The organism is Mobiluncus porci (assembly GCF_009695935.1).
Lineage (GTDB): Bacteria > Actinomycetota > Actinomycetes > Actinomycetales > Actinomycetaceae > Mobiluncus > Mobiluncus porci.
On record NZ_VUMY01000020.1, the window covers coordinates 1 to 24,868 of the forward strand.

Here is a 24,868-nt window from a genome sequence, read left to right on the forward strand (position 1 = left end):
AGCACATCACCAGGCGAAGCCTCCCCGGATGGGGCGACGGAATCATCTGGAACGAACTCCACCACACCACCCCCTACAACAACACCTGGGACTAACCGGCCAGACACACAATTTGTCCTTTAACCCTTCTCATCCGGTCAAGTTAGGCCAGAATTTCATGAAGAACAATTATGCTAATAGCGAAATTGCCCTGTCAGGCCGGTCGTGATTCCTCTCACCCTAGCTTTCGCTTCATAATGAAAACTCGCTGATAAACGCGGTTTTAGGATTTTTACGTTCAAGAGATAACTGTCACTTGAGAGTTTTCATTAATTTACTTTAACTCAATTTTTCCCTCTCTTCTTTCAATTCCCAGCCCCAGCACTTCCAAAAACAGCTCGAATTTGTCTAAATTTTTCCTGGTGGTAAGTTGTAAGCAAGCTGAATATAACCTGACAAAATGCTTTGACAAGGACGTTAGATTTGCCGGAAATGTTCAGTCTTGAATGCAATCACTTACAAAAACGGAGAAACTGAATGAAAACCAAGCACGTACTTGCCTCGGTTGCTGGAGCTGCCCTCTTGGGTACCGCCATGATTATTCCGGCAAACGCTGACACTTTCCAGAACTACGGACCGGAAACCGTGATCAACAACGCGAATCTGCCCTTGATCAACACCTACCGCTCCGCGAGCTACTTGAAGCCGAACGTTTTGAACGCCTACCCAGTTTGTAACGCCGGCGAGGATCTTCGCACTGTGGTTTACAAGGTGACCACCGAATTCGAGCCCAAGGGCACGATTTCCTCCACCAACCGCACGGCTGAGGCGATTCCCTTGACCCAGACCTTGTCCAAGACGGAGTCCATCTCCTTCACCTACAAGAGCGAGTTGAACGCGGGCTTGAGTGCCACCGCCTCGACGAATAACGCTCCGGGAACCCCGAATGCCTCCATTACGGCCTCTCTGGCGAAGACCATGGGCTACTCGATTTCCTACGCCCTGTCCTACACCGCAGGACAACAGATTGGCCCGTACATGGTTCCGGCAGGAAACACTGGCGAAGCCACCTACGGTTTCCGCACCATCAAGATGTCCGGCACCCAGCAAGCCTGCAAGCCCAACGGCACGTGGGGACCAGCCTTCGCTTGGTCTTCCAAGGCTCCGGTGAAGAATGAAGTGGTCGTCAAGATGTACGCAACCCCTGACGGCGCTATCGGTGGAGTGGGTGACACCAATCCTTCCGATAATGCAGGCTTCCCGGCTCCGACCGAGCAGTTCCAGGCTTCTACCGAGCTCCCGACTGTGGATCCGAGCAAGGGCGACCCAAGCCTCGATCTCAAGCCGTACTTGACGGTTTCCGCCTTGAAGTCCCCCGGCTTTGCTGGAGCGGTGGCTTTGCGCGTGAAGAACGTTGGTTCCGCGAACTACTACGGCGAGTTCCCAACTGTGTCCTTCCTCGTGAAGGTGCACCGCGCCTCCGGCCCTGAAGGCGTGGATCGTCTCATCACGCCGGGCCAGTTCAAGGGCTCCACCGTAGAAGATTTGGGCTTCGACAAGGCCACTTCCACCCGCACCTTCCGCGTGACGGTTTCCAACCTCATCAAGCCCGGCGACACGATGCTCATTGCTAACTTCAACTTCGGCGATGGCTACATCGGGACGGCAAACGACAAGGACAAGCGTTTGAAGAACTGGATTGAGGTTTCTCAACTCGGTCGCCTCTCCGGAGACGTCTCGGTAACCAATGACCGCAACCTGGATTCTCGCGTGGCGAATCCGGCTGACGCGAAGGACTGGGTTACCACCACCGACTTAGGGAACCGCAACGCCGGTTTGTTCTAAACCATGAAGTTCTAGAACTAGAACACGGACACTTTGGGGATGTGAAGTTTCGACTTCACATCCCCGAAAGTTTTTAACCATGATTTAACGCTTTATCCTCTGCGCTCCGCGAGATTGCATAGCTAAGATGGACTTATGGCTACTACACATTTACAAGGTAATCCCGTCCAAACTGTTGGGGAACTTCCCGCTCTCGGTTCCGAGACTCCCAACTTCATGACCACCAAGTCAGATTTGAGCGATTTGCGCCTAGCTGATTTTGCTGGCAAAACCGTTCTGTTGAACATTTTTCCTTCGATTGACACCGGCGTTTGCGCGGCTTCCGTGAGGCGCTTCAATGTCGAGGCGGCATCCCGACCCGAGGTTCAAGTTATCGGGGTCTCGATGGATCTTCCTTTCGCGCTGGATCGCTTCTGCGCAGCGGAAGGAATCGACCATGTCATCACGACCTCCGCGTTCCGCTCCGATTTCGGCGATGTCTACGGCGTAAAACTCGCCGACTCCCCCATGGCCGGTCTGCTCGCTCGCGCCGTCATCGTGATTGATCCGGAAGGCAAGGTGAAATACACCCAGCTCGTGGATGAAATCACCACCGACCCTGATTTCGACGCGGCCCTCGCGGCGCTCTAGTCTAGCGGGCTGAGTTGTACCTCTAGATCACAGGCATCTGCCACATTGCGATCGTGGGTAACAACAATAAGAGATTTGTGATATTCGTGCTGAAGCTGGAGTATCTCTCGAAGCACGACATTTGCTAGTTTCGGATCGAGTGCACCGGTAGGTTCATCAGCAAGGATGAGCCTACCGGGTTTTAATATGCACCTAGCCAGGGCTACCCGCTGTTGCTCACCACCAGAGAGGGTGAAAACCTTTTCATGGACAATTTGCGATAGCCCGAGCCGGTTGACAGGAGCACCAACGGATAAGCAGCGAGACCGCGCATACACTGGTCCCAGTCACGGAGCGCAACAATATAGATGCGATTATACTGACTGAACCGACTGGCATGACTCTGTAATTTAGGTCCGTTTGTTTTGAGAGTTCTTGATGGCCGTTTTTGGCAGAATGGAGGTCATGGTGAGTAAGCGACGGGGTTATAGTTCGGAAGATGTTGTGAAAGCGCTGGAGAAGGCGGCGTTGAGGGAGTTGGCTGAGGGAAACTTCTGAGCCCGGCTAGGCGCCGGGCGGGCGTGGTTTGTTTGATGGAACGCCTTGATATTAGCGAGGGTAAGGCCTGTAAGCTTGCGGGTTTGTCGCGTAGCGCGTTTCGTCGTAAACCGAACCGGGAACGGGTCGATGACCCGGACAAGGCCCTGCGTGAGAAGCTGCGTCAATGGGCTAAGACTCATCCGCGTCTTGGATAACCGCGGCCCTGTCCTGGGTGGCCACTTTCATGGCCATTTTTGCGCTAGCACAACATCTCGAATTGCTTTGACCTGGGATTATAAAATCAGAGTCCCTATAAATTGGATTCGTTGTGGCCACCCAGAACGCGGATCTGACATTAAGCGCGAGAATGCTGCGCGGAGGCAGTGAGCCAAAGCGCCAGAGTGGCGGCTTGAGTAACATTCAAAGACTCCGCGCGGCCGAACATGGGGATCGACACCAGAGTGTCACAAAGCGCGAGTTCAGCGGCGCTGAGCCCGTGGGCCTCATTGCCCATCATCCACGCGATTTTCTTGTCAGCAAACTGCCGCGCTGTTTCTGGGCCTAGCTCTAGGGTTGCTTCGAGGGCGGTTCCGGCGATCACCCAGCCCTCCGCGTGAAGAACCCCAGCCAACTCAGCGAGGTCAGTAAAACGCGGGGTCGGCAAGTGAAAAACGCTGCCGACCGAAGCGCGGATAACCTTTGGTGAAGTCGAATCGGCAGAATCCGAACCCAGGAAAACCGCACTCGCCCCGCAAGCATCAGCCAGCCGAATCAACGTCCCGACGTTGCCGGGATCCTGGGTGGCCGGCAGGATAAGAGCCAGCCTTCCAGACAGCTCCGAGAGCGCCGGAAAAGCCGAGAGCCTCGCTACCCCAATCCATCCCTGGGCCGCATCAGCCACAGCCTTCGCGACCCGCTCGCTCACAATATGGCCATGAACCGGGGAACTTTCCAATAAGCTCCCGAGTTCAGGATCTCCCAAAAGCGCCGACTCACTCGCGTAGACGTCAACCAAAGACTCCGGCGCAAAACGCAGGGCTTCGCGCAGGGCTTGCGGGCCTTCCACCCTTGTCAGGCCGGTTTTGAGACGCAAAGAGCGCCGCGAGAGGCTCTCGATTTTCCTCATCTTTTCGGAAGTGGGATTGTCAAGAATCTCGCGGCGCTCCAGCATCGTATCGGCCAAAGAAGCCTAGGCGGCTTTCTGGTTCACGTCGGCAGGCAGAGCGTCCTTCGCGACCTTCACCAAAGCGTTGAAAGCCTCGATATCGCTCACCGCGAGCTCAGCGAGCATCCGGCGATCGACTTCTACCTCGGCCAGGCGCAATCCCTGCATGAAACGGTTGTAGGTCATGCCCTCCGCGCGGCACGCGGCATTGATGCGGGTGATCCAGAGTTTCCGGAAATCACCCTTGCGAGCCTTACGGTCACGGTAGTTATAAACGAAAGAGTGAGTGACCTGTTCCTTCGCCTTGCGGTAGAGGCGAGAGCGCTGGCCACGATAGCCTTCGGCGCGCTCCATAGTGGTGCGGCGTTTCTTGTGAGCATTTACTGCGCGCTTTACACGAGCCATGATTTATCTCCTTTTCCTAACTTCCCTTAAATTCCCAAGAGCTTCTTGACGCGCTTGACGTCAGCGGGAGCCACGACCTGATCTTGGCTCAAGCGACGGGTGCGACGGGAGGACTTGTGCTCCAACAGGTGGCGCTTATTGGCGCTTTCACGCATGAGCTTTCCCGAACCGGTAACGCGGAAGCGCTTCTTAGTCCCCGAGTGGGTCTTATTCTTTGGCATTTTTTATTTCTCCTCTGTTTCGGCCTTGGCTGACCTGGCAGCCTTCGGTTTTTCGGTTTTGCCCGCAGTGGACGTTTCGCTCTTTGGGGCAGTCTTTTTGGCGGTGCTTCGAGCCGTGGTTCCGGTCTTCGCGCCCGCAGTCTTAGCGGCGGGTTTCCGCGCCGTGGTTTTCGCGGTGGTCCGTGAAGTGGTGGTCTTCTTGGGGGTCGCTTTCGTTTCCGCGCCCTCCGTGGTCTTTGTTCCAGCAGTTGATTTAGCCGGAGTTTTCGCAGTAGTCCGCGCCGAAGTTCTTGCCGGCGCCGGCTTCTCGGCAGCAGGTTTCTCCGCGGTCTTTTCGGTTGCGTCCGCTTTGACACCAGCAGTCTTCGTCGCTGCGGGTTTCGGAGAGCTCGAAGTTGGCAGAGTCGGTGGAGTGTCACTGGCGGAACTCATGTTTTCCGCCGCAATAGCAGCCGCACCGAGGTTGCCCTCCCCCAACTGTGAGAAAGTCAACGGCTTCAAAACCGGAGCATTGGCCTGTTCCGCGACACGCTGCTGGTTTCGAAGCGCCCGCTCCGCCTTCGCGTCTCGCTTCGCTTGACGCTCATCTTCGCGGCGTTTGCGCTGGGCAGACACCGCGTCAGTCTTCTTCTTCACCGGACCGATGACCATCGTCATGTTGCGACCGTCTTGGCGCGGGGAGGATTCAACAATCCCGTCCTCAGCAATGTCCTCAGCCAAGCGTTCCATAAGCTTAATTCCCATTTCCGGACGGGACTGTTCGCGACCGCGGAACTTGATCATGATCTTGACCTTGTCGCCGCCGTCCAAGAAACGCTTGATGTGGCCGAGTTTCACCTCGTAGTCATGTTGGTCAATCTTGAGGCCGAGACGGATTTCTTTCAACTGGGTGGCAGCTTGATTGCGACGCTGGTCGCGGGCTTTCTGGGCGGCTTCGTATTTGTATTTGCCGTAGTCCATCAGTTTGCAGACCGGAGGATGCGCTTCGGGGGCCACCTCGACCAGGTCCAAACCGGCGTCTTCGGCCATCATCAAGGCCTTGCCGATAGCAACTACCCCGATTTGTTCACCTTCTTTGCCAACCAAGCGCACTTCACGCACCCGAATTTGGTCATTAATCCTTACGTCTGAAATGAGGACTCCTAGTTTGTTTCTTTACCTTTGGAGCGCGCGCAGAGACTCCCCGCACCTTTAGTGCAAGTTCAAGACCATTACCCAAGACGTGCCGAGCACCGGGATGAGGTGGGAAAGAGTTTCCGCTTCGCGCCGACCATCGGCCGGACCGAATAAGTTTAGCAATAAACCGCGGAAAAGCCTAATCGGAGGTTTTTTTCACGACCCTCCAGTCATGAATCGCGGAGATTCCGACAGCCCCGAAATAGAGCGTCAAAAGCACCAAGGCCTGCAAGATGACCGGCCAGGGGGTAGGAAGCGGGTTGGCTATGGCAGAAAAAATGAAGGCGACCATGACCGCCCAGCGCCAGCCTTTGAGCATCTGTCGGGCTTTCAAAACACCCACGAAGTTCAACATTACGAGGATTTCGGGAATCAGGAAAGACACCCCGAAGGCTAATACCAGGTGAATATAGAAACGAATATAGGAGTCCGCCTGGAGATACATGGCAGAGTTAGGTGGGGTGAAAGAAGAGAGAATATCGACCGCGCGCGGCGCAGTCCAATCCCCGAAGACCGCTCCGGCGAGAAACAACACTACCCCGACCAAGCCGAAGATAGCGAGCCATTTTCTCTCGCGCTTCTTCAATCCTGGCCACAGGAATGCCAGTAGCTGGGAGATCCACCACGGGGAAGCCAGCAGAAGGCCGAGCCACAGGGCCACGCGAATTTTCAGGTCGAAAGCAGCGCCAATGGTCTGGAAATTCAGTTCGGCTCCCCCGATGGTTTTCATTGGGGCGGTGATGTGACCGAGCGCCGGGTCGTAGAGGAACCAGCCACCGATGGCGGCCACACCGATGCCGATGAATGCCGAGATGAGACGTTTCCGGAGCTCCTTTAGATGCGCCGCAATCGTCATCACCCCGGGCTGAGGGCTTTTGTCCTCACTCAATTATTCTGCTCGGGAATGGTGGAAGTGTCCGCAGACTGGGGCTTCGGAGCCGCCTGCGTCGGAGATTGCACCTGCGGGGGCTCTTTTTGAGCCGGAGGTGTCTGGGTGGCCTGGGGAGTGTCATCCGTCAAATCGTTTAGCTCTTCTTTGAGAACCTTGGCGGACTTGCCGACATTGCGCGCAATATCGGGAAGCTTCGCGGCTCCAAAAACCACCACCAGAATAAGAATGACAGTAATCCATACCCAGGGGCTCACACTCATCATGACTACGTGCGCGGGGACCATATTTCTCCTTTGAATCGCTTGACTTTCAGTTTAGCTTATTTTCAGTATCGGTATTATTTCCAGTTGAAGTTTCGGTCTCGTCTCCGGTGGGGCTGCCTTCCGCTGCGGCCTGTTCGCTGCGGCGTTTATCTTCCAAAGCCTGAAGCTGGGGCTCGAATAGTTTCAGGCTCTCCGGAATCGTCTTTTCGGGGCTGGATTCGTAAGGGGCGTTCTTGGAAGTTCCGGAAGCGGCCTGCATCCACAGTTCCATTTCTTCTGCGACAGCCTCTTTGACCAAACGCCTGGGGTCATAAAGGCGCGGGTCAAAAGCGGAGAGGTCAACTTTCAAGCCCTCTTCGGTGGCGGTGGTTTCTTCCCTCAACCTAGCAGACCAGCCCCGCAGCGAATCCAGGGCTTTTTTCAACCACATGATTCCCTGGGCGGCATGGCGCGGCCCGATAATGACGACCCCCACGACCAAGATCAAGAGCAGCTCCGAGCCACTAATCCCAAAGAATTCCACGCCTTTAATCCTAAGGATTTTGTGGCGCCCCTCAAAAACACGGTGCGCTAGTGAATTTTTGAGAGCAAGCGAAAAGACTCATTTTCAAAATAGCACAGCAAAGTCCCCCCAGACCCGAGAGGAAAAACTAGACTTAAAACATCGGTAAAGCCCTAGTGAAACGAGGTCAACTGATGTTTGTAGGATTCCCTCTCTTCGGATTTTCTCCCGCGACCACGGATGTGTCGCCAACTGCAGGTGAAATGGGAGGGGGTGAAGCGAATCTCATCTTGCCGGATTTATCCCTGGCTTCCATCCACGGCATAGCCGGCACGACGCTACTGCTGCTTGGTATGTTGGTTTGTGTCGCCGGACTGATTTTCGGGTTCCTCACTTTCGTGAGACTCCGTTCCCTACCGGTCCATAAATCGATGCTGGAAGTCGCGGAGCTAATCTATTCCACCTGCAAGGCTTACCTCGTGAAACAAGGCAAATTCCTGCTGTTGCTGTGGGTGTTTATCACCGTCATCATCTTTATCTACTACAAGCTTCTCGTGGGCTTCACCTGGGGTAAGGTCGCAATCGTTATCGGCTTCAGCCTGCTCGGGATGGGCGGATCCTTCGCGGTCGCCTGGTTCGGGATTCGCGTCAACACTTTTGCCAACGCCCGCACCGCTTTCGCTTCTCTCAAAGGACGCCCCTACCCCGTCCACGTCATCCCGCTCCAGGCCGGTATGTCCATCGGGACCGTGCTGATTTCCCTGGAACTGTTGATGATGCTCGTGATTCTGGTCTTCCTCCCCGCAGACGTGGCCGGAGCCTGCTTCATCGGCTTCGCCATTGGTGAATCCCTGGGCGCCTCAGCGCTGCGTATCGCCGGCGGTATCTTCACCAAGATTGCCGACATCGGTGCGGACCTCATGAAAATCGTGTTCAAGATTGATGAAGACGATCCGCGAAACCCCGGGGTTATCGCCGACTGTACCGGTGACAATGCCGGTGACTCGGTGGGGCCTTCCGCCGATGGGTTCGAAACCTACGGCGTGACCGGCGTAGCGCTTGTGACCTTCGTGATTCTCGCGGTTCCCGATCCGAGCCTCCAGGCGCTGATTCTCGTGTGGATTTTCACGGTTCGCGCCGCCATGATTATCGGCGCGGCTCTGGCCTACGCGATTAATGCGGCGTGGGTACGCGGGAAATACCGCGAGGCTCCCCGCATGAACTTTGAGACTCCACTGACGAGTCTGGTGTGGATTACCTCGCTCATGTGTATCGTTCTCATTTATGCAGTGACCTGGTTCGTTATGGGAGATCAGCCGGATTTGCTTTGGGCTAAACTCGCGACGATTATTACCTGTGGAACCTTGGCGGGGGCGCTTATCCCCGAACTCGTGAAAGTCTTCACCTCCACGAAGTCACATTTCGTGCGTGAAACCGTCAAGTCCTCCCGCGAAGGCGGCTCGTCACTAAACATTCTTTCGGGCATGGTTGCGGGCAACATGAGCGGCTACTGGCTCGGCATGACGATTGTGGGGCTCATGGGGATTGCTTTCCTCATCTCGACAATGGGCTTGGATCAATTCATGGCCGCACCCGCTGTCTTTGCCTTCGGGCTGGTCGCTTTTGGTTTCCTCGGCATGGGACCGGTAACTATCGCGGTAGACTCCTACGGGCCGGTGACCGACAATGCCCAGTCTGTCTATGAGCTCTCCCGTATTGAGGCAGTCCCCGGGATCGAGGGCGAACTCATGCAGGAGTATTCCGTGAACCCGATTTGGGACAAGGCAAAGTTGATGCTGGAGGACAATGATGGAGCGGGAAACACCTTCAAGGCCACCGCTAAGCCGGTTCTGATTGGGACGGCGGTTGTGGGCGCGACCACCATGATTTTCTCCATCATCATGTCGCTCACAAATGCTTTGCAAAACCAAGAAGCCGTGGCGCAACTCTCGCTTCTCCACGCGCCGTTCCTCTTGGGTCTGATTACCGGCGGAGCCGTGATTTACTGGTTCTCCGGAGCCTCTATCCAGGCCGTCACCACCGGTGCGAACCGAGCGGTGGCCTTCATCAAGGACAATATCCACCTGGATGAATCGAGTGAAAGAGCCAGCGAATCCGACTCGCGTCGGGTCGTGGAAATCTGCACCCAATACGCCCAGCAAGGGATGCTGCTTATCTTCCTCGCCGTGTTCTTCGCGACTCTGTCTTTCGCCTTTGTGGAGCCCTACTTCTTCATCGGCTACCTGATTTCCATCGCCATCTTCGGGCTTTATCAAGCCATTTTCATGGCGAACGCCGGCGGGGCTTGGGATAACGCAAAGAAGGTTGTGGAAGTTGACCTCCACATGAAAGGCACCGAGCTCCACGACGCGACGATTGTCGGCGACACCGTTGGTGACCCCTTCAAAGACACGTCATCGGTGGCTTTGAACCCCATCATCAAGTTCACGACCCTGTTTGGGCTCTTAGCGGTGGAACTCGCGGTGAGCCTCACGAACCAGGGACAGGCGCGGCTGGTGCATATTCTCGCCGGTGTCTTGTTCGTGGCTTCGGTCTACTTCGTCTGGGCGAGTTTCTATCGGATGCGGATTCGCGGAGCCTCCAAGGACTCCATGAACGACCACGAGCCGCCGGTTGATACGGCGATTCGGGGCATCCGCAATGTGAAGAGCCTCGTTATTGGGTCTTCTTCCCCGACTCTTCCCTACAGTGGCGTGGATGCCCCGATTGATGCCTCAACTTTGGATGCCATCCCCGATTTGGAGCCAGTGGAGGCGGATTCCGGCTCCAGCATTAGCGAGGGAGAAACTGAAACCAGCTCGAATGCGAGCGAATCGAAAGGAGCCTGAAATGAAACTCGCGATTAAATGGGATGCTGTAAAAATCGATGAAACGGGACGCGTGTCCGGTCACTCTGCCGGAGACACCTTGGTGCGCCGGATCTTGCGGAACTTCCCCGATTCCATTCTTATCGGCAGTCCGGCTCGGCGCGCCGACGGGTTTTCGGTCTCTCCCCTGGAGATTCTTGACCCGAACGAGATTGCGGTCATCAATATGGATGTCGTTGACTCTCCGCGTTTGTGGCAGAAAATGCACGCGGCGGGAGCTAGCAAACCGCGCATCATGAACTTCATGTGGTGGCCACCTCGTGACATGAAAACCGTGGAGGGCATCGCCTCGATGGCGCTTTCTTGCGCCTTGTTCCCGACCTTTGCGAACTCGGAGCGAACCGCCTCGGAAGTGCGGGAAATCGCCCAGAAATGGACGGTGAAACCGCTGCATGAACAGATGCAACTGGGCTGGGTGAACCTCGGGTTCCGCCTCGCTCACGTCCAGCCTCGCCAAGAACCGGAAATTCCCGTTGTCCTCTATCCCTCGATTTATCTCTCCGCGCGCAAACGCCCCGAGATTTTCTTGGAAGTCGTGCAGTGGGTGCGTCGGCAAACCCCGATTCGAGTCGAGATGCGCTTGCACGAGACCCACCTGGTGAGCGAGGCGGCAATGAAGTTCTCCCACCGCGACTGGATTTGGGTCGGGCCCCTGACCGCGACACGACAGTCCTACTGGGAGGCGCTGGCGCGCACTACTGCATTCCTGGCAACGACTTCCGAGGAGTCTTACGGGATTGAGTATGTGGAGGCGCTGGGCGCCGGCGTTATCGGAATTTTCCCCGATCTCCCCTGGGCTCACGCTCTGGTTCCGGAAGGGTATCCGTTCTTCTATAAAACCATTGATGAAGCCAAAAACATGCTGTGGCGGGCGGTCGTGAACCCCAAAGAGGCACGGGCCGAGTTGGATGCTTGCGCCGGAGGCTCGATTCAAAAATGGATCGGCGACCACCACTCCGACGATGCCTTTGATGACGCCCTGATTGCGGCCGTAACCGACTGGCTCGGCGACATCCCCCACGCGTAGCTTCCTCTTGCCGCAACCCCCAAAAGTTAGCTAAAATTACTCCGTAAAACTTAGCTAACTTTTTTGGGGGTGTTTCTTTTGCCAGTCGCAACCGCAACGCAAGTGAAAAACAAATTCGGGGAATATCTTCGGATTGCTGAATCCGGCGAGCCCGTTGTGATTACCCGCAATGGTCGCGAAGTGGCGCGCATTCTTGGCAAAAACCAGGCCCAGGCTTTCTTGATTGATTCTCTTGTCGGAATCGCAAAGGGAGACGTGGATTACGTGCGTGACCGGGACAAACTGCGCGATGAGCGCCTAGCGAAATATCTCCTATCACGGTCTGATGCGGACGGTGAGTAATGGCAACGCCAGGGTTCAGCACCCGATATTCGTTCTTTGTTGACACCAATGTGGTTGTTGATTTGCTTTCAAACAGAGAGCCTTTCGCGGCTCCCGCTCAAGAACTTTTTCATCTGTTTGAAACTGAACAGGCAACAGGAGCAATTTCTGCTCTTACCATCCCAAATTCGGTTTACATACTGCGAAAACTGGTAGATCTCGTGCAAGTAAGTTCCATCGTTAGCGTGCTACAGCGCGTGGTGAATATCGTCGAGTTGAACTCCGAGATTTTGACTAAAGCAACTTCTCTGGGATTCTCAGATTTCGAGGATGCCATTCAAACGGTAAGCGCCATGCAGTTTCAAGCCGACTACATTGTGACCCGAGATAAGCGAGATTCCGTGAAATCCCCAATACCCACGATTCCTCCGGAAACTGCTTTAGAACTTATTAGGGCCGACTTGTAGTCATTCGTTTCCACCTGTTTGAGAGCCCGGAATCAAGCTAATTTCCTCGCGGTTGCCCCCTAGGCTTCAATGCCACTGAGAAAATCTTTGGCGGTTTTGGCAAAGGATACTCCCGGGAAATGCTTGAGGTTCCCGGTCACTAGGGGTGCGCCGGTGGCATAGGCGACTTCGACGAATTTGATGTCGTCCGGATCCGGGAACTGGGTGCGCTTGAATCCCGGAATACGGTCAATATTGCCAGGCTCGATAATAAGCCATCCTTTTTTACGGATTTCCTCAAGGATGACAGTGACTTCGTCGAGGTCGAAGTGAAATTTGGGACGGTTTAATACACTTACATATTCAGCCATAATGCGGCGGTCATAACAAGGAATTAACCGCCCGATTTCGCCCAAATATCCGAGGATTTTTGCTGGTATACCGTTAGGAGACCACAAAGCGGACACGAGAATATTCGTGTCAATCACAACGAGTTTCCCAGGGCTATCAGGCCGCATCGTGCATTTCCTCGCGGGCGGCAGCGATCTCAGCCTCGATTTCTTCATCGGTCATGAACCCCATCGATTCGGCACGCACGCGCATTTTACGAAGTGTCTCGTTGAAACGCACTTGCCGTACTGCCCAGGCTGTTTCTTCCAAAGTCCGCCCATCAACTTTGAACATTAAAGCCGCCGGCTTACCGTTTTTAGTGATGACTGCCATGCCGTCATCCTCGAGATCCTTCCACAGTTCCTTCGGGGTGTTACGCAGTTCTCGGGCAGTATAAAAATTCATTTTGTCCTCCTTTTGCCCTCATTCAGGATACCTTTATCGAGGACAAGAGGTCAATGGTTAAAACGAGAATCGGGGCTGCGAGGCAAAGTCCGCAACCCCCGATTCTTCTAGCGTCCCTCAGCTAACCGTGGTACTTTTCCAGCAACTCACCGAGAGTCGGCAATTCGCTCGCATCATAGGAGGCAAGCCATTCCGATAAGTCTCCGCCCTTGAAATCCGCGGCGTGAGTCGGAATCTTTTCCACCGGCAAGAGCCTGTCATCTGTGATTTTCACGTCGATTACAACCGGGTCTTTCGTGTCCTTGACCTCGTCAATCACCTTGGTGAACTCCGCGCCGCTTCTCACGGTGTACCCTTTCACACCGAAGCCCTCCGCGACTTTCGCGAAATCGACGTCAGACAGGTCAATCCCCGAATGCGGCTGTTTGGTGTCGTCTTGTTCAGCCTCAATAAAACCGAGAGTCTTATTGGTGAACACCACGTTGATGATCGACAGATGCTGTTCCGCCTGGGTGACCAGGTCTTGGCTCATCATCGCGAAACCGCCGTCCCCCGACAGCGTCCAAACTTGGCGTCCCGGGTAGGCCAGGGCAGCCGCAATTCCCGCGGGAAGCCCAAAGCCCATCGTGGCGTATAGCGGCGAGGTCACAAAGCGCTTGTCGTGGTCAAGATGCAGGAAGCGTCCGGTGGCGATATTGACGTTGCCAACATCGACTCCAAAGATTGCGTCATTGGCGGCAACTTTATTGATGGCCTCGTAAATCGGCTCGAAACGGGCGGGAGTGTCGTCGGCACGCTTTGCCTGACGGCTCATCCATTCGTCCCACAGGCGCCGGTTTTCAACATTGGCTTGGTACCAGCCTTCGTGGGCTGTTTTCACATCCGTACCGGCAGCAGCCTTTGCCTTTACCGCCTCCAATAACTGCTTCAAGAAAGTAGGGGCATCAGCCAAAATCCCGACGGTCGCGGTGTGACGCTCCCCCACTACGGTAGGCTTCAAGTTCACGTCGATAAAGGTGGCTTTGGGGTTAAAGGCCGGAAACTCGTAGTTCGTCCCAATAAACAGGACGGTATCCGCAGCCTTCGCCACGTCCACGCCAGGCTTCGTCGCAATCCGACCGGTCGAAAGCATCCATGCGGGCTCATCGCCTTCGAGAATCCCCTTAGCGAGGTAGGTGGAGCCCATCGGGGCGTGCAGCAGGTCAGAGAGTTCCCGCAGTTCCTCGGCAGCGCCACCGACCCCAGTTCCGAAATACAACAGCGGCCGTTTGGCGTTAATCAGCAGGTCAGCAACTTGCTGAACCTTATCTTCGGGAGCAGAAACCGGAGCATACGGGAAGTTGAGCACCCCGTCTTTGTTGACGAAGTTTGTCCCTGCCGAAACGTACCCGTCCTCGATCTCAGCCCAGGCAAGATCTTTGGGAATCGTCACGACCGCGACACCCTTGAGCTCGTAGGCGGCAGCAATAGCTTTGTCGATGACGAGTGGCAACTGCTCGGCAGTCATAACCGTGCGGTTATATACGGAGACATCATCGAACATGGGGTGTTCATCAAGTTCCTGGAAGAAATCCGTGTTCATCCGACTCGTGGGAACCTGTCCGATAATCGCGAGGACTGGAATATGGTCGGTTTTCGCATCATAGAGGCCATTCAGCAAGTGGGCTGCCCCAGGTCCAGCAGAGCCTAAAGCCACCGCTAACTGTCCGGTCAGTTTCGCTTCCGCTACCGCCGCTAAAGCACCGGCCTCTTCGTGGCGCACCCCGACATAGTGGATCGTGTCGCGGAAGTTATAGATCGCATTCATGGTCGAATCGAGCGAACCTCCGGGGAGCCCATAAATACGCTTCACTCCCCAGTCTTTCAACACTTTCATCATGGCATCGCCAGCGGCAATCTTAGTCATTTGGCACTTCCTTCATCCCAGAGTCGCGTTACTTTTGGGCCCTGTATCTTTCAGATTTCCTTTACATGTCTAATAACCTTGAGGACCCGAGTTTTATTCCCCCGCTTGATTTCAAAGTGGTCTCATCAGGAGCTTCTGGGAACAAATGCAAATTTCGCGAAGGCAATTTTTCGTTCCTAGGTCTGGTCTACGCTGGTAGATATGGAATACGAACACGTTGCGGCCCTGCGAAAGGTGCATCCTGCCTGGAAGTTGTTGCGCGCCGATAATGCTGCGCTGATTCTGTGCTTTCTCGGTGAAGTATTTGCCGATGGTAATCGCGGTTCCGTGCCCGCACCTGAGCTCGAGGCTGCCCTTGATGAATTCCTCTACCAGATTAACGACCCCCAAAATCCCGATTATCCCAAGAGCGCTAAGGACTACCTAGCGGATTGGGCGGACGGGAGTGCAGGTTTTCTGCGCCGATTCTATCCTCTGGAGGACGAAGTGCTGCATTATGAAGTGACACCGGCCTTCGAAAAGGCCTATTCCTGGGTGAGGAGTCTGGGGAAAAGAGAATTCGTGGGGACTCAATCTCGGTTGGAAACGGTAGTGGAGATGCTGCGTTCCATCGTTCGCGGGACTGAAACCAGCCCAGAGAAGCGTCTCGAGGATCTGAAAGCCCAAAGAGAAGCCATCAATGCTCAGATTGCTGCAGTGGAAGCCGGAGAACTCGAGTTTATGGATGAAACGAAAATTCGGGAACTCTATCAACAAATCGGTATTACCGCGCGGGAGCTACTTTCCGATTTCCGCCAAGTTGAAGAAAACTTTCGGGAACAATATCGGACGAACCGCGAACATATCGTGAGTTCGGTTGGAAAATCTCAAAAAGAAGTTCTTGATGACCTCGTCAGGTCTCGAAGTGAAATCAATCAAACAGACGAGGGGAAAAGCTTCGGCGCGTTCTGGAAGTTCTCGCTTTCAGCCAGCAGCCAAGAAGAGCTAAGGGATTTACTTGCGAAAGTGTCCGCGTTGTCTGCGGTGGACACGGATCGGAGACTGCTCGCGATTCCCAATGATTGGGCGGAGGCTGCCGACCGGACCCAACGTGCGGTGCGGAAGATGTCCGAGCAGTTGCGGCGCTTCCTTGATGACTGGCTGCGTTTCAAAAATCGACGCGTGCTGGATTTAGCGAATTCGATAACGGCTAACGCCTTGAAAATGCGGGACAATCCGCCCGAAATCGGTATGTACATAGACATTCCCGGAATCGCCATCTCGTTACCTTTTGAACGCCCGCTGTACCAGAAACCAGCCCAGACTTCGGTTGATTCTCAGGGCATCACTGAAGGGGAGCTGCCCGATGACGAAGCGCTTTTCAACCAAATGTTTGTCGACCAGATGCGTCTGCTGGATAATCTCCGTCAAGTCATCCCGCCACGGGCTAGCGCCGAACTGGAAGATATCTTAGAGGTATATCCCATTGAACAGGGTGTCGAGGAAGTTTTGGGTTATATGACCCTGGATGATGATGCCCTGGAGATCGAAATTGAAGCGGAAGAGACCCGGATTCAGGTAAAAACGAACGAAGGCGACTTGAAAACTCTGAAAATGCCGAAAGTGAAGGTAACACGGAAATGAGCGAAACCGTCGATATTGGAGCCACCATCATTAGCCTCATGAGGGGTGTTATCTATCGAGAAGATGATGAAGATATCTGGCTGAATCTTCACGAAAAACGCGGCGCCATCATGGATCATTTCGCCACCATCGGGGTGGAAGTAGTGGTGGATGACGCCGAAGGATACGCCTATCTGCGGGCCCACGAGCCAGCCGAAGGAGAAACCGTACTGCCCCGATTGGTAAGGCGCCGTCCCCTCTCGCGAAATTTGAGCCTTCTGCTGGTCTTGTTACGCAAAAGGCTCATGGAGTTCGAGACCACGGACGAGGGGCGTCTGGTGCTTTCGACCGAGGAGATTCAACAACTGTATTCAGTGTTTTTCCCGAATACATCCAACGAGGCAAAAGAAGCGGATAGAGTAAAACGTCTGATTCGGGATGCGGCCGAGCTCAGATTTTTGAAGCAGCTTAGCTCCAACCCGAATTCGTGGGAAGTGCGTCGCATCATCAAGGCTTATGTGGATGCTGAAACAATGCAAGATTTTGCGGCACGGCTGGAGGAATACGCTCAAACCTATCAGGAAGCCAGTCCCGCCAGTGACTCCATAGAAAGCGCCGGAACGGAGGAAGAAAATGAGTGATGCCTTGTTTTCCATGCTGGAGGTCAGCCCCGCGCAAGCTCCGGGGTACCGGCTAAATCGTTTTGAAGTCTACAACTGGGGAACTTTCAACGGTGCGGTATATGAATTTACTCCGGGCGGTGAGACTGCCCTTTTAACCGGAGATATCGGGTCGGGAAAATCCACTCTTATCGACGGCATCACCACTCTCCTTTTCCCAGCGAATCGGATTTCCTATAACCGTGCCGCCGGCGCAGATAGAGACGAGAGATCCTTGCGAAGCTACGTACAAGGAACCTATAAATCGGAACGTTCCGAGAATGCTTCCCGCAGCCGGAAACGGGGGCTACGGGAAGGCTCCCAATACTATTCGGTTCTACTTGCGGTTTTCACAAATGAGTCTTTAGGCGAAGTGGTGAGCCTCGCCGGCGTGTTCCAACAACGCCAAGATACCGGTCAGCCCTACCGTTTCTATGTCACTTCTAAAGCTGACCTGCGGATTAAACGCGACTTCCAAGATTTCGGAAATGACCTCAACAATCTACGAAAACGGCTGCGGGAACATGACTGCGAAATTCACGATGAGTTCACAAAATACGAAACCACCATGCGCCGGCTGCTCGGAATCCATTCGAAACAGGCTCTGGAGCTCTTCCACCAAACAGTTTCTATGAAAACCGTAGGGGATTTGAATGAGTTTGTGCGCGAACATATGCTCGAACCCAGCAAGGTGGAGGAAAAAATTCGTCCGGTAGTAGCCCACTTTGAGGATCTTAACATTGCCTATGAGAATGTGGTGCGGGCTCGCGAACAGTTGGAAGCCCTGGAGCCTATTGCTGTTGTCAGCGCGAAATATGACAAGACCCTACAGGCGCGGGACTCTTTGGAAAAGTTGAGCGAGGCGCTGGGAGTATATTTTATTGACTTACGGTTGACACTTCTGGACTCAGAGCTACGTGAATTGGCTCTGGAGCAGGCTAAACAGGAGGGTCGCCGCGACGAGTTGGATCGAAAATTAGAACAGCTCTCTTCCCTTGGTGACCAGTTGCACAAGGATTTGGACAGCGCCGGCGGTGGACGCTTGAGCGACCTGGAAGCATTGGAGGCTTCCGCCCGTAAAGAAGAATCCCTGCGGTCAAAGGCTTATGCTTCATTTTCTGGCCTCTTGGAACAGCTTCAGGAAACTCCAGTCAAAAATAGTCGGGACTTTTCGCTATTCTTGCAAGCCCTGCCCAGCAAACACCAAGAGCTCTGGGCACAAAAAGAGGAAAAAAGCCACTTGGGGAATGCTGCCGGTGTGGAGGAAAATCGAGCCCTGGAGAAGGTGAAGCAACTTGAGGCGGAAATCGCGGATTTGTCCTCCCGTACTTCAAACCTGCCAAGCGCTCAGATCCAGATTCGAGCGCGACTGTGTGACGCCCTGGGGCTTAGTCAAGAAGAATTACCCTTCGCGGGAGAACTGATTGATGTCAAAGCGGAGTTTGCGCCGTGGCGCGGAGCTGCGGAAAGAGTGCTGCGGCCTTTTGCGCTGTCGCTTTTAGTTCCCACAGAGTTCTATCCGCAAGTATCACAGTGGGTAAACGAAAACCACCTGGAGTTCGTGGACTCGAAGCAGAGAACCCGTGGAGCGAGGCTGGTCTATGAGAAGATTTCCTCCCGCCAAGTCCCCCTGCAAAGCTTAGAATCAGACAGTTTGTCGGTGGTTTTCGAGGTGAAAGAAGGGCCCTTCGAATCATATTTGCGCAATGCTCTGGCACACCGAGCTGACTATCACATGGCACAAAATCTAGACGAATTCCGTAATCCGGAGATTTCCAGAGCAGTGACCAAAGAAGGTCAGGTACGCGCTAACAATCGCCACGAAAAGGATGACCGGATTGCCGTTGATGACCCCAGACAGTGGGTTTTGGGATGGGTAAACACCCGCAAAGTTGCCGCCTTGGAAGCGGATTTGGTGGCAGCCAAAGCACAACTGGAAAAAGCCAAAGAAAAGGCGAAACAAGCCACCGACGTGTCAAACGAGATTGACGCGAGGCTGCAACTGTGGGCCAAGATTGAGCAGTTTCAAGAATGGGAACAGCTCGACTATGAGTCATCGCGTCAACGTGCCGAAGAGTACGTCGCCGAGCAGGAACAGATTCGCAGGGGTTCCACGTCTTTGAGAGATATCCAAGCGAGGATTGATGCTAATAAGGCCGCACGTAAAACCTTGAGTACCGAACGGGATGAAGTAATTGGGAAACTCACCACAGTCGAAAACCAGATTAACCAGGCACACGTTCAAGAGAACCAGGACCGTAGAGAGCTGGAACAGTTTGGAGAATTGTTAGATGGATTCCGGGAACAGGCCAATCGGCTCAATGAAATTCTAGGTAGTGAAAAACCAACCGCCTCCGGTGGAATTGAGAAGTCACGACGCCAAACCACTGAGCGCATTTCTAGAGACATCGATGCCTGTAACCGCGAAATGAATAGTTACACCAATGCGCTGGGGAAATATATGCAAGAGATGCGTTCGCGCTGGCCAGAGGCGACTCAGGATATGGATACCACGGTTGAATCCCGCGGAGAATACCTCGGTTTCCGTGACCAGTTATTGAGCGACGGACTGCCTCGGTTTGAAAAAGAGTTCCAAGAACAGCTTCACACCAAATCCATTCAAGAACTGGCCAATTTGAACGGTTGGCTAAATCGCCAGTCGGAGTCAATCGGGGATCGTATAGACAAGATTAACGAGGCTCTCCGGGCGGTTCCATACAATCCCAACCGCTATCTGCGACTGGAAAAGGAACGTTCTACTAATCCAGATATTTCAGATTTTAGGGCCTCTTTACGTAATTTGACTGATGATGCGCTTGCTGGAGATACCAATAATGGCGCCTATTCTGAACAGCGCTATCTGGAAGTGAAAGCCATTATCGACCGTTTCAAGGGGCGCGAGGGACACAGCGAGAAGGATAAAGCCTGGACTGCTAGAGTCACCGATGTCCGTAACTGGTTTGTTTTTTCCGCTTCAGAACGATGGACTGAGACTGACGAGGAGTTTGAACATTTCAGTGACTCCGATGGCAAGTCAGGTGGCCAAAAAGAGAAACTCGCCTACACGATTTTGGCTGCTTCCCTGGCCTACCAGTTCGGATTGGAGTGGGGCGCCAAGACCTCCAAGGCGTTCCAGTTCGTTTTGATTGATGAAGCCTTCGGGAGAGGCTCGGATTCTTCGGCCCGCTACGCTTTGGAATTATTTCAAAAACTCGGATTGCAGCTCTTGATAGCGACCCCGTTGACGAAAGTGCATGTGATTGAGCCCTTTGTGAAAGCTATCGGATTTGTGGATAATCCGGAGGGCTCCAACTCCAGATTACATACTTTGACTCAGGAAGAATATCGGCAGCGATCTCAGGCTCGGTCACAAGCCACGACTGTATCCCCGGGAGGTAGCGAATGAGTCCGCTAACTTCCAAAGATATCGCCAAAAAGTTACTCCGCCATTGGAATAACGGAGAGCTGCTATCGCGGTGGGCTCAAAGCGAGGATTTTCCAGTTTTTTCTCTCGGACTCCAACCCCCTAAACCTCGCGAAATTTCACGCGATTTCACCGCCGCACAGTCCTGGGTATCCGAGCTGCGGGAATCCAGCAAGGGCCGTTACCAGCTGGAATATGCCCATATCGGGGGAAGACTCATTGGTGAGAACGAGATTCCCGTTCGGGCCATCGTCAGTTCCTGGGACGAGGCGTGGAAACTATTAGGGGTACAGTCGCAAGTGGCGGATTTTTCCCACATTTTGGAGGAGTCGCAAACCTGCCTAGCCGCGAGGCAATGGGCCGTGAGACATCCGCTAAGAGCCTTGGCTATTAAGGAAGACTTCCCCACATTGGTGCGAGCCTACCAGTGGCTAGACGCCGCACGCGACTCCGGTCGCTATTTGCGAGAAATCGCGGCTCCCGGTTTGGACACTAAATTTGTCGAAAACCACCGGGGAATTCTGGCACAAATGCTTGCTGTCAGCCGCGCTCCCGGGAAATTCGAGACTGATCTGGGTCTGGCGATTCCTCCTTCTCTGATTCGAATTCGCGGGGTAATTCCACTAGCGGGTGCAGCAAAAGCCGGCGAGGTAGCGCTTCGAGAAGAAGACTGGAGACACTGGGAGGTTCCTTCCTGGGTTACGCAGGCTTTGGTAGTGGAAAACCTCGCCACCTATTTGAGTGTTCCCCTACCTGAAAACGCGATAGCGATTTGGGGAAAAGGTTTCGCCGTAAATAAACTCAGTGGCTTCCCTTGGCTCTCTGAGCTCCAACTTTGGTACTGGGGTGACCTGGACGGGGCCGGTTTCGAAATTTTGCACCGCTTACGCATTCATTTCCCCACCGTTCGTTCCGTCTTGATGGATGAGGAAACTCTGCTGGCACACCGAGAGAAATGGGTTAGAGAAACCAAGCCGCCGTCTGGAAAAAATTTGGGTCAGCTCACGGCGAGAGAAGCGGAGGTTTATCGGGCTTTGGTGGAGGATCGTTTTGGGGAAAAGGTTCGTCTGGAACAAGAGCGCCTGAACTGGGAGTGGGCGTTGGATCATTTGCCTTGGAAGTAGGAATCCCCCGCAGCGCGTTGCTCCTTTCTAGACTTCAGCGGGGTGAGAGAAAAATACGCCACCCGAGCCACGAGCTTGTCATCGCGGGAGAGCGCCTTGTTGAAACGGCTCAGCGCCGTGCGGGCCGCGGTCGAACCCGGCGGGACTCGCAGTTTCAAGTTCAGGCCTCCCGCTGGATAGGCCTCTACGGCCTCGATCTCACAGCCGGTATGCGCCGCGGCGCGCTCTAAGAGGCCCGGAATTTCCGGGTCATCCCAAGGCGCGAGCCACTCGTCCCCGCTGGCTAGGGCCGTCAGAGCCGCTCGTCCCAAAAGAATTCCCTTGCAGCAGCCCAGCGGATTGGCCAAAAACGCTGCTTTAGCCAGCGTGGAATTGCCGAAATTTGTTTGTGGATCCAGCCACAAGACTCCGCCTTGAGTTAGCACCGCCAAAGCCACACGTGGCGGATTCATTAGCACAGGTCGATCAAATTCGCTCCCGTACTCCTGCAGAGATGCTGCCGAAGAATAGACCCCTACCGCAGCGCCGAAAGGAGAGAAGAGAACCGGAAAGCTCTGCGAAGCACAGTTTTGTCCGCTACCGTATTCTTGAGCTAACGCGGATAGAATCTCCTCAGTGCTGTCACCGGGCAGTTCACCGACAAAACGGCTATAGGTCGAAAACTGCGCTGGCGAGGGTAGTGGCACGGGCGCGGGCACGACCAAGCGCTCTGTGGCTAACGCCCGGCACAAAGCCACCTGCGCCCCGCCAGCATCTCCCGCATCCGCCAGTTCCAAAGCACGAGCCGTCTGGGGCAGCAACTCACCGGTGTCCCCGGCGTAGCGGCTTTGTGGGATTTGTTTCACTCGTGTTTTCTCCTTCGCGCAGGCTCTATCTCATAGTATTTTCGCCACTAGCCCAGGGTTTTCAGGGCTTGCTCCACGGTAAATCGGCCCTCGTAAATCGCTTTGCCGACAATGACACCTTCGAGGTTTGGGCGTTGCGCCGCTACGTCACGCAGGGCTTCGAGGTCTCCGAGCGTTGATACTCCCCCGCTGGCGACGACTTTCGCCGGTGTCGCTTCGCAAACCCGGGCGAGCAAATCCAGGTTCGGCCCGGTCAAGGTCCCGTCTTTAGACACATCTGTCACCACGTAGCGCGAACACCCGTCGCTATCGAGTCGCGTGAGAATCTCGGTCAACAAGGGGCCCTCGGCTACCCAGCCACGCCCATAGACCCGAGCCCCGCGAACATCGAGACCGACCGCGATTTTTTCACCAAAGCGCGCAATGGTCCCAGCGCACCATTCGGGATTTTCAATCGCGGCGGTCCCGAGGTTGACCCTGGCTGCTCCCGCGTCGAGCATCCGCCCTAGGGACTCCCCGTCGCGCAAACCCCCACTGACCTCTACTTTCAACTCAGGATTCGCCTGAACCAAGGAGGCCACCAAATCCGCATTTGACCCGCGCCCAAAAGCCGCGTCCAGATCCACCAGGTGAAGCCACTCGGCTCCGGCCTCCACAAATTCGCGGGCAACCTCCGCGGGCTCACCGTAGGTTTTCTCCGTACCGGCCTTCCCTTCAGTCAATCGCGTAGCCTTCCCGTTCACGAGGTCGATGGCAGGCAAAAGTGTCAATTTCTCATTCACCAGCCCAGTTTACCGTCTAGCTGGATGGCTGTGCCAAGATCCCCCGCGTCTACAGGGTAGCGAGCCAGTTAGTGAACAGCTTCGACCCCGCTTCTCCGGACTTTTCCGGATGAAACTGGGTCGCCGTAAGCGGGCCGTTTTCGACCGCCGCTACGAAATCCGCCCCGTAGTGGGCCCAGCTCATCAAAGGCGCGCGAAAAAGTTTACTCTCCCCCAGGTCCGCAGCCGGATCGGTTAAACACCCGTAAGAATGCACAAAATAAAACCGTTCCCCGTCCAAGCCCTCCAAAAGCCTTGACCCGGAAGCCGCATGCACGCGCGACCAGCCCATATGAGGCAGCCGCGAAGCGGGTAAGGAGGTCACTGTCCCCGGCCACTGGCCCAGTCCAGTTGTGACAACCCCGTTTTCATCTCCAGACTCAAACATGACCTGCAGCCCGACGCAAATCCCGAGAACCGCACGTCCTCCGGCGAGACGCCGCTCAATCATGGCTCCAGCGCGTTTAGCCAGCAAAGCCTCCATAACTGCCGCGAAAGCTCCGACTCCGGGAACCACGAGCCCGTCCGCGGCCGCGACCTGTGCGGGATCGTCCGACAAAGAAACACTGGCTCCGGCGCGTTCCAAGGCATGTGCGGCGGAGTTCACATTGCCAGAACCATAATCGAGGATGACAATTTTCGGCGCCACGGTCATAGGTCTTCGTCCTTTTCGCGAGCTTCTCGCCTCGCGTTCTTCAAGCCCTTGCCGAGCATCCGCAGGGCCTTCCACCTGGCAATACCCTTGGTTTCCACGGCTCCCTTTTGGTCAATCGCCTCCACTCGCCCCAACACCAAGTCCTCAACTTGCAGCGGCATCTGCGCCACTACTAGACCGGCGGGGAGGTCAGTTTCAAACTCGCCACCCACCCAGCGCGCCGCCAAAACTTGACCGGTTACCCCCGGCTCCATCTCGGTTCCGGGAGCCAACAAGCCCACAATCGCCACGACGGGCATCTTGGTGAGCTGGTTCAACTCGGCGATGATTCCGTCCAGTTTCGGATCGAAGTCCTCCAGAGTTTCCGCCAGGAGAGCCATCCCGAAGGCTTCCTCGTTTATCTCCAGTGTCGAAACTCCCACGGCTCCCACCTCGGTCGGGACGATAACGAGATCTATTCCGCTCAAAGCACACAGCGCGGCGAGAGCCTCCGCAGAAGCGACCGGGGTGAGGAAAACGGCTCGCGCTTGGGGGGAAATGATGAGGGGATCAACCTGTTGGGGCTGGTCAAGGTCTGAACTCCCGGGCTCTGGCTCCAGATCATCTAAGTCTCCGAGCTTGGAAATCAGGTCCTCAAATTGGGCATCGAATTGCGCCTGATCCGCTTGGTCGAAATCAAACCCCGCGTTATCACCGTGCGGTTCCGGGCCACGATTCGCGTCTTCATCGAACAGATTTTTGTCGTTCATCAAGTGACT

At 54.9% G+C, this 24,868-nt stretch carries 25 protein-coding genes and 1 pseudogene; 11 read left to right on the forward strand and 15 right to left on the reverse strand.

Going from position 1 to position 24,868, the window contains the following annotated elements:
• The first annotated feature begins 516 nt into the window (after positions 1 to 516).
• Positions 517 to 1,824, forward strand: a complete 1,308-nt coding sequence (locus FYJ63_RS09590) for a hypothetical protein (protein WP_154546150.1) — start codon at positions 517 to 519, stop codon at positions 1,822 to 1,824.
• A gap of 135 nt (positions 1,825 to 1,959) precedes the next feature.
• A complete protein-coding gene (tpx, locus tag FYJ63_RS09595) occupies positions 1,960 to 2,454 on the forward strand; it encodes a thiol peroxidase (RefSeq protein ID WP_154546152.1) in 495 nt (164 codons plus the stop codon).
• Here tpx and FYJ63_RS11530 read toward each other — a convergent pair.
• Positions 2,451 to 2,771 (reverse strand): ATP-binding cassette domain-containing protein, encoded by a 321-nt coding sequence (locus FYJ63_RS11530; protein ID WP_420846023.1) that lies wholly within the window; start codon positions 2,769 to 2,771, stop codon positions 2,451 to 2,453. The two genes, tpx and FYJ63_RS11530, sit on opposite strands and share 4 nt — an antisense overlap.
• A 175-nt stretch (positions 2,772 to 2,946) precedes the next feature.
• Here FYJ63_RS11530 and FYJ63_RS09605 point away from each other — a divergent pair.
• A pseudogene (locus tag FYJ63_RS09605) lies at positions 2,947 to 3,185 on the forward strand (IS3 family transposase); the annotation flags it as partial.
• A 143-nt stretch (positions 3,186 to 3,328) separates the two neighbouring features.
• Here the strand turns inward: FYJ63_RS09605 and FYJ63_RS09610 are convergent.
• From FYJ63_RS09610 to FYJ63_RS11255, 7 genes are all read right to left on the reverse strand, one after another.
• Positions 3,329 to 4,156, reverse strand: coding sequence for a TrmH family RNA methyltransferase (locus FYJ63_RS09610; RefSeq protein WP_229770115.1), 828 nt, complete (start codon positions 4,154 to 4,156; stop codon positions 3,329 to 3,331).
• A gap of 6 nt (positions 4,157 to 4,162) precedes the next feature.
• Positions 4,163 to 4,543, reverse strand: coding sequence for a 50S ribosomal protein L20 (gene rplT, locus FYJ63_RS09615; protein WP_154546156.1), 381 nt, complete (start codon positions 4,541 to 4,543; stop codon positions 4,163 to 4,165).
• A 26-nt stretch (positions 4,544 to 4,569) separates the two neighbouring features.
• Positions 4,570 to 4,764, reverse strand: coding sequence for a 50S ribosomal protein L35 (rpmI, locus tag FYJ63_RS09620; protein WP_154546158.1), 195 nt, complete (start codon positions 4,762 to 4,764; stop codon positions 4,570 to 4,572).
• Between the two features lie 3 nt (positions 4,765 to 4,767).
• A complete protein-coding gene (gene infC / locus FYJ63_RS09625) occupies positions 4,768 to 5,898 on the reverse strand; it encodes a translation initiation factor IF-3 (protein ID WP_277028424.1) in 1,131 nt (376 codons plus the stop codon).
• 181 nt (positions 5,899 to 6,079) lie between these two features.
• Entirely contained in the window at positions 6,080 to 6,829 is a 750-nt protein-coding gene (tatC, locus tag FYJ63_RS09630; RefSeq protein WP_229770116.1) for a twin-arginine translocase subunit TatC, read from the reverse strand.
• A complete protein-coding gene (locus FYJ63_RS09635; RefSeq protein ID WP_154546160.1) occupies positions 6,826 to 7,116 on the reverse strand; it encodes a twin-arginine translocase TatA/TatE family subunit in 291 nt (96 codons plus the stop codon). Before FYJ63_RS09635 ends, tatC begins: the two co-directional genes overlap by 4 nt.
• A 25-nt stretch (positions 7,117 to 7,141) precedes the next feature.
• Positions 7,142 to 7,618 carry a twin-arginine translocase TatA/TatE family subunit gene (locus tag FYJ63_RS11255; protein WP_277028360.1) on the reverse strand — a complete coding sequence of 159 codons (477 nt, stop codon included), beginning with the start codon at positions 7,616 to 7,618 and terminating at the stop codon, positions 7,142 to 7,144.
• A 242-nt stretch (positions 7,619 to 7,860) separates the two neighbouring features.
• On the opposite strand from FYJ63_RS11255, the gene FYJ63_RS09645 reads away from it, so the two are divergent.
• The 4 genes from FYJ63_RS09645 to FYJ63_RS09660 all read left to right on the forward strand — a co-directional run bounded on the left by FYJ63_RS09645 (position 7,861) and on the right by FYJ63_RS09660 (position 12,300).
• Positions 7,861 to 10,446 (forward strand): sodium-translocating pyrophosphatase, encoded by a 2,586-nt coding sequence (locus tag FYJ63_RS09645; RefSeq protein WP_229770117.1) that lies wholly within the window; start codon positions 7,861 to 7,863, stop codon positions 10,444 to 10,446.
• A gap of 1 nt (position 10,447) precedes the next feature.
• The gene (locus tag FYJ63_RS09650) at positions 10,448 to 11,512 is read left to right on the forward strand and encodes a glycosyltransferase family 1 protein (protein ID WP_154546164.1); all 1,065 of its coding nucleotides are present in this window, start codon (positions 10,448 to 10,450) and stop codon (positions 11,510 to 11,512) included.
• Between the two features lie 78 nt (positions 11,513 to 11,590).
• On the forward strand, positions 11,591 to 11,854 hold the full coding sequence (locus tag FYJ63_RS09655; RefSeq protein WP_195839378.1) for a type II toxin-antitoxin system Phd/YefM family antitoxin: 264 nt from the start codon (positions 11,591 to 11,593) through the stop codon (positions 11,852 to 11,854).
• Positions 11,854 to 12,300, forward strand: a complete 447-nt coding sequence (locus FYJ63_RS09660; protein WP_154546168.1) for a type II toxin-antitoxin system VapC family toxin — start codon at positions 11,854 to 11,856, stop codon at positions 12,298 to 12,300. The genes FYJ63_RS09655 and FYJ63_RS09660 overlap by 1 nt, the downstream gene beginning before the upstream one ends.
• A 59-nt stretch (positions 12,301 to 12,359) precedes the next feature.
• Here the strand turns inward: FYJ63_RS09660 and FYJ63_RS09665 are convergent, their stop codons facing one another.
• The 3 genes from FYJ63_RS09665 to spxB all read right to left on the reverse strand — a co-directional run bounded on the left by FYJ63_RS09665 (position 12,360) and on the right by spxB (position 14,980).
• Positions 12,360 to 12,797 (reverse strand): putative toxin-antitoxin system toxin component, PIN family, encoded by a 438-nt coding sequence (locus FYJ63_RS09665; protein ID WP_195839379.1) that lies wholly within the window; start codon positions 12,795 to 12,797, stop codon positions 12,360 to 12,362.
• Positions 12,787 to 13,074: a type II toxin-antitoxin system Phd/YefM family antitoxin gene (locus tag FYJ63_RS09670; protein ID WP_154546172.1), complete on the reverse strand. Its 288-nt coding sequence runs from the start codon at positions 13,072 to 13,074 to the stop codon at positions 12,787 to 12,789. Before FYJ63_RS09670 ends, FYJ63_RS09665 begins: the two co-directional genes overlap by 11 nt.
• 121 nt (positions 13,075 to 13,195) lie before the next feature.
• Complete coding sequence (gene spxB, locus FYJ63_RS09675; RefSeq protein WP_154546174.1) at positions 13,196 to 14,980, reverse strand: pyruvate oxidase; 1,785 nt, start codon at positions 14,978 to 14,980, stop codon at positions 13,196 to 13,198.
• Positions 14,981 to 15,181: 201 nt separating this feature from the next.
• Here spxB and FYJ63_RS09680 point away from each other — a divergent pair, with 201 nt between their 5' ends.
• The 4 genes from FYJ63_RS09680 to FYJ63_RS09695 are packed head-to-tail and all read left to right on the forward strand — an operon-like array spanning position 15,182 to position 21,789.
• A complete protein-coding gene (locus FYJ63_RS09680) occupies positions 15,182 to 16,603 on the forward strand; it encodes a DUF3375 domain-containing protein (protein ID WP_154546176.1) in 1,422 nt (473 codons plus the stop codon).
• Positions 16,600 to 17,223, forward strand: coding sequence for a DUF4194 domain-containing protein (locus FYJ63_RS09685; protein WP_154546178.1), 624 nt, complete (start codon positions 16,600 to 16,602; stop codon positions 17,221 to 17,223). Before FYJ63_RS09680 ends, FYJ63_RS09685 begins: the two co-directional genes overlap by 4 nt.
• The gene (locus FYJ63_RS09690; protein ID WP_154546180.1) at positions 17,216 to 20,647 is read left to right on the forward strand and encodes an ATP-binding protein; all 3,432 of its coding nucleotides are present in this window, start codon (positions 17,216 to 17,218) and stop codon (positions 20,645 to 20,647) included. Before FYJ63_RS09685 ends, FYJ63_RS09690 begins: the two co-directional genes overlap by 8 nt.
• Positions 20,644 to 21,789, forward strand: a complete 1,146-nt coding sequence (locus tag FYJ63_RS09695; protein ID WP_154546182.1) for a Wadjet anti-phage system protein JetD domain-containing protein — start codon at positions 20,644 to 20,646, stop codon at positions 21,787 to 21,789. The genes FYJ63_RS09690 and FYJ63_RS09695 overlap by 4 nt, the downstream gene beginning before the upstream one ends.
• Here FYJ63_RS09695 and FYJ63_RS09700 read toward each other — a convergent pair.
• From FYJ63_RS09700 to FYJ63_RS09715, 4 genes are read right to left on the reverse strand one after another with little or no spacing between them, the layout of a single operon-like run.
• Positions 21,771 to 22,634, reverse strand: a complete 864-nt coding sequence (locus tag FYJ63_RS09700; protein ID WP_277028371.1) for an SseB family protein — start codon at positions 22,632 to 22,634, stop codon at positions 21,771 to 21,773. The two genes, FYJ63_RS09695 and FYJ63_RS09700, sit on opposite strands and share 19 nt — an antisense overlap.
• Positions 22,635 to 22,681: 47 nt before the next feature.
• On the reverse strand, positions 22,682 to 23,416 hold the full coding sequence (priA, locus tag FYJ63_RS09705) for a bifunctional 1-(5-phosphoribosyl)-5-((5-phosphoribosylamino)methylideneamino)imidazole-4-carboxamide isomerase/phosphoribosylanthranilate isomerase PriA (RefSeq protein ID WP_338106906.1): 735 nt from the start codon (positions 23,414 to 23,416) through the stop codon (positions 22,682 to 22,684).
• Positions 23,417 to 23,465: 49 nt separating this feature from the next.
• The gene (hisH, locus tag FYJ63_RS09710; protein WP_154546186.1) at positions 23,466 to 24,110 is read right to left on the reverse strand and encodes an imidazole glycerol phosphate synthase subunit HisH; all 645 of its coding nucleotides are present in this window, start codon (positions 24,108 to 24,110) and stop codon (positions 23,466 to 23,468) included.
• Positions 24,107 to 24,859 (reverse strand): hypothetical protein, encoded by a 753-nt coding sequence (locus FYJ63_RS09715; RefSeq protein ID WP_154546188.1) that lies wholly within the window; start codon positions 24,857 to 24,859, stop codon positions 24,107 to 24,109. Before FYJ63_RS09715 ends, hisH begins: the two co-directional genes overlap by 4 nt.
• Positions 24,860 to 24,868: the final 9 nt, after the last annotated feature.

Bases quoted from the DNA above. Each gene is read 5' to 3' on its own strand.
- FYJ63_RS09645 (WP_229770117.1), top strand. From the start codon at position 7,861: ATGGGAGGGGGTGAAGCGAATCTCATCTTGCCGGATTTATCCCTGGCT.
- FYJ63_RS09650 (WP_154546164.1), top strand. From the start codon at position 10,448: ATGAAACTCGCGATTAAATGGGATGCTGTAAAAATCGATGAAACGGGA.
- spxB (WP_154546174.1), bottom strand. From the start codon at position 14,980: ATGACTAAGATTGCCGCTGGCGATGCCATGATGAAAGTGTTGAAAGAC.
- FYJ63_RS09665 (WP_195839379.1), bottom strand. From the start codon at position 12,797: ATGCGGCCTGATAGCCCTGGGAAACTCGTTGTGATTGACACGAATATT.
- tpx (WP_154546152.1), top strand. From the start codon at position 1,960: ATGGCTACTACACATTTACAAGGTAATCCCGTCCAAACTGTTGGGGAA.
- FYJ63_RS09590 (WP_154546150.1), top strand. From the start codon at position 517: ATGAAAACCAAGCACGTACTTGCCTCGGTTGCTGGAGCTGCCCTCTTG.
- FYJ63_RS09670 (WP_154546172.1), bottom strand. From the start codon at position 13,074: ATGAATTTTTATACTGCCCGAGAACTGCGTAACACCCCGAAGGAACTG.
- FYJ63_RS09715 (WP_154546188.1), bottom strand. From the start codon at position 24,859: ATGAACGACAAAAATCTGTTCGATGAAGACGCGAATCGTGGCCCGGAA.
- FYJ63_RS09680 (WP_154546176.1), top strand. From the start codon at position 15,182: ATGGAATACGAACACGTTGCGGCCCTGCGAAAGGTGCATCCTGCCTGG.
- rpmI (WP_154546158.1), bottom strand. From the start codon at position 4,764: ATGCCAAAGAATAAGACCCACTCGGGGACTAAGAAGCGCTTCCGCGTT.
- hisH (WP_154546186.1), bottom strand. From the start codon at position 24,110: ATGACCGTGGCGCCGAAAATTGTCATCCTCGATTATGGTTCTGGCAAT.
- FYJ63_RS09685 (WP_154546178.1), top strand. From the start codon at position 16,600: ATGAGCGAAACCGTCGATATTGGAGCCACCATCATTAGCCTCATGAGG.
- FYJ63_RS09690 (WP_154546180.1), top strand. From the start codon at position 17,216: ATGAGTGATGCCTTGTTTTCCATGCTGGAGGTCAGCCCCGCGCAAGCT.
- rplT (WP_154546156.1), bottom strand. From the start codon at position 4,543: ATGGCTCGTGTAAAGCGCGCAGTAAATGCTCACAAGAAACGCCGCACC.
- FYJ63_RS09635 (WP_154546160.1), bottom strand. From the start codon at position 7,116: ATGGTCCCCGCGCACGTAGTCATGATGAGTGTGAGCCCCTGGGTATGG.
- FYJ63_RS09695 (WP_154546182.1), top strand. From the start codon at position 20,644: ATGAGTCCGCTAACTTCCAAAGATATCGCCAAAAAGTTACTCCGCCAT.
- FYJ63_RS09660 (WP_154546168.1), top strand. From the start codon at position 11,854: ATGGCAACGCCAGGGTTCAGCACCCGATATTCGTTCTTTGTTGACACC.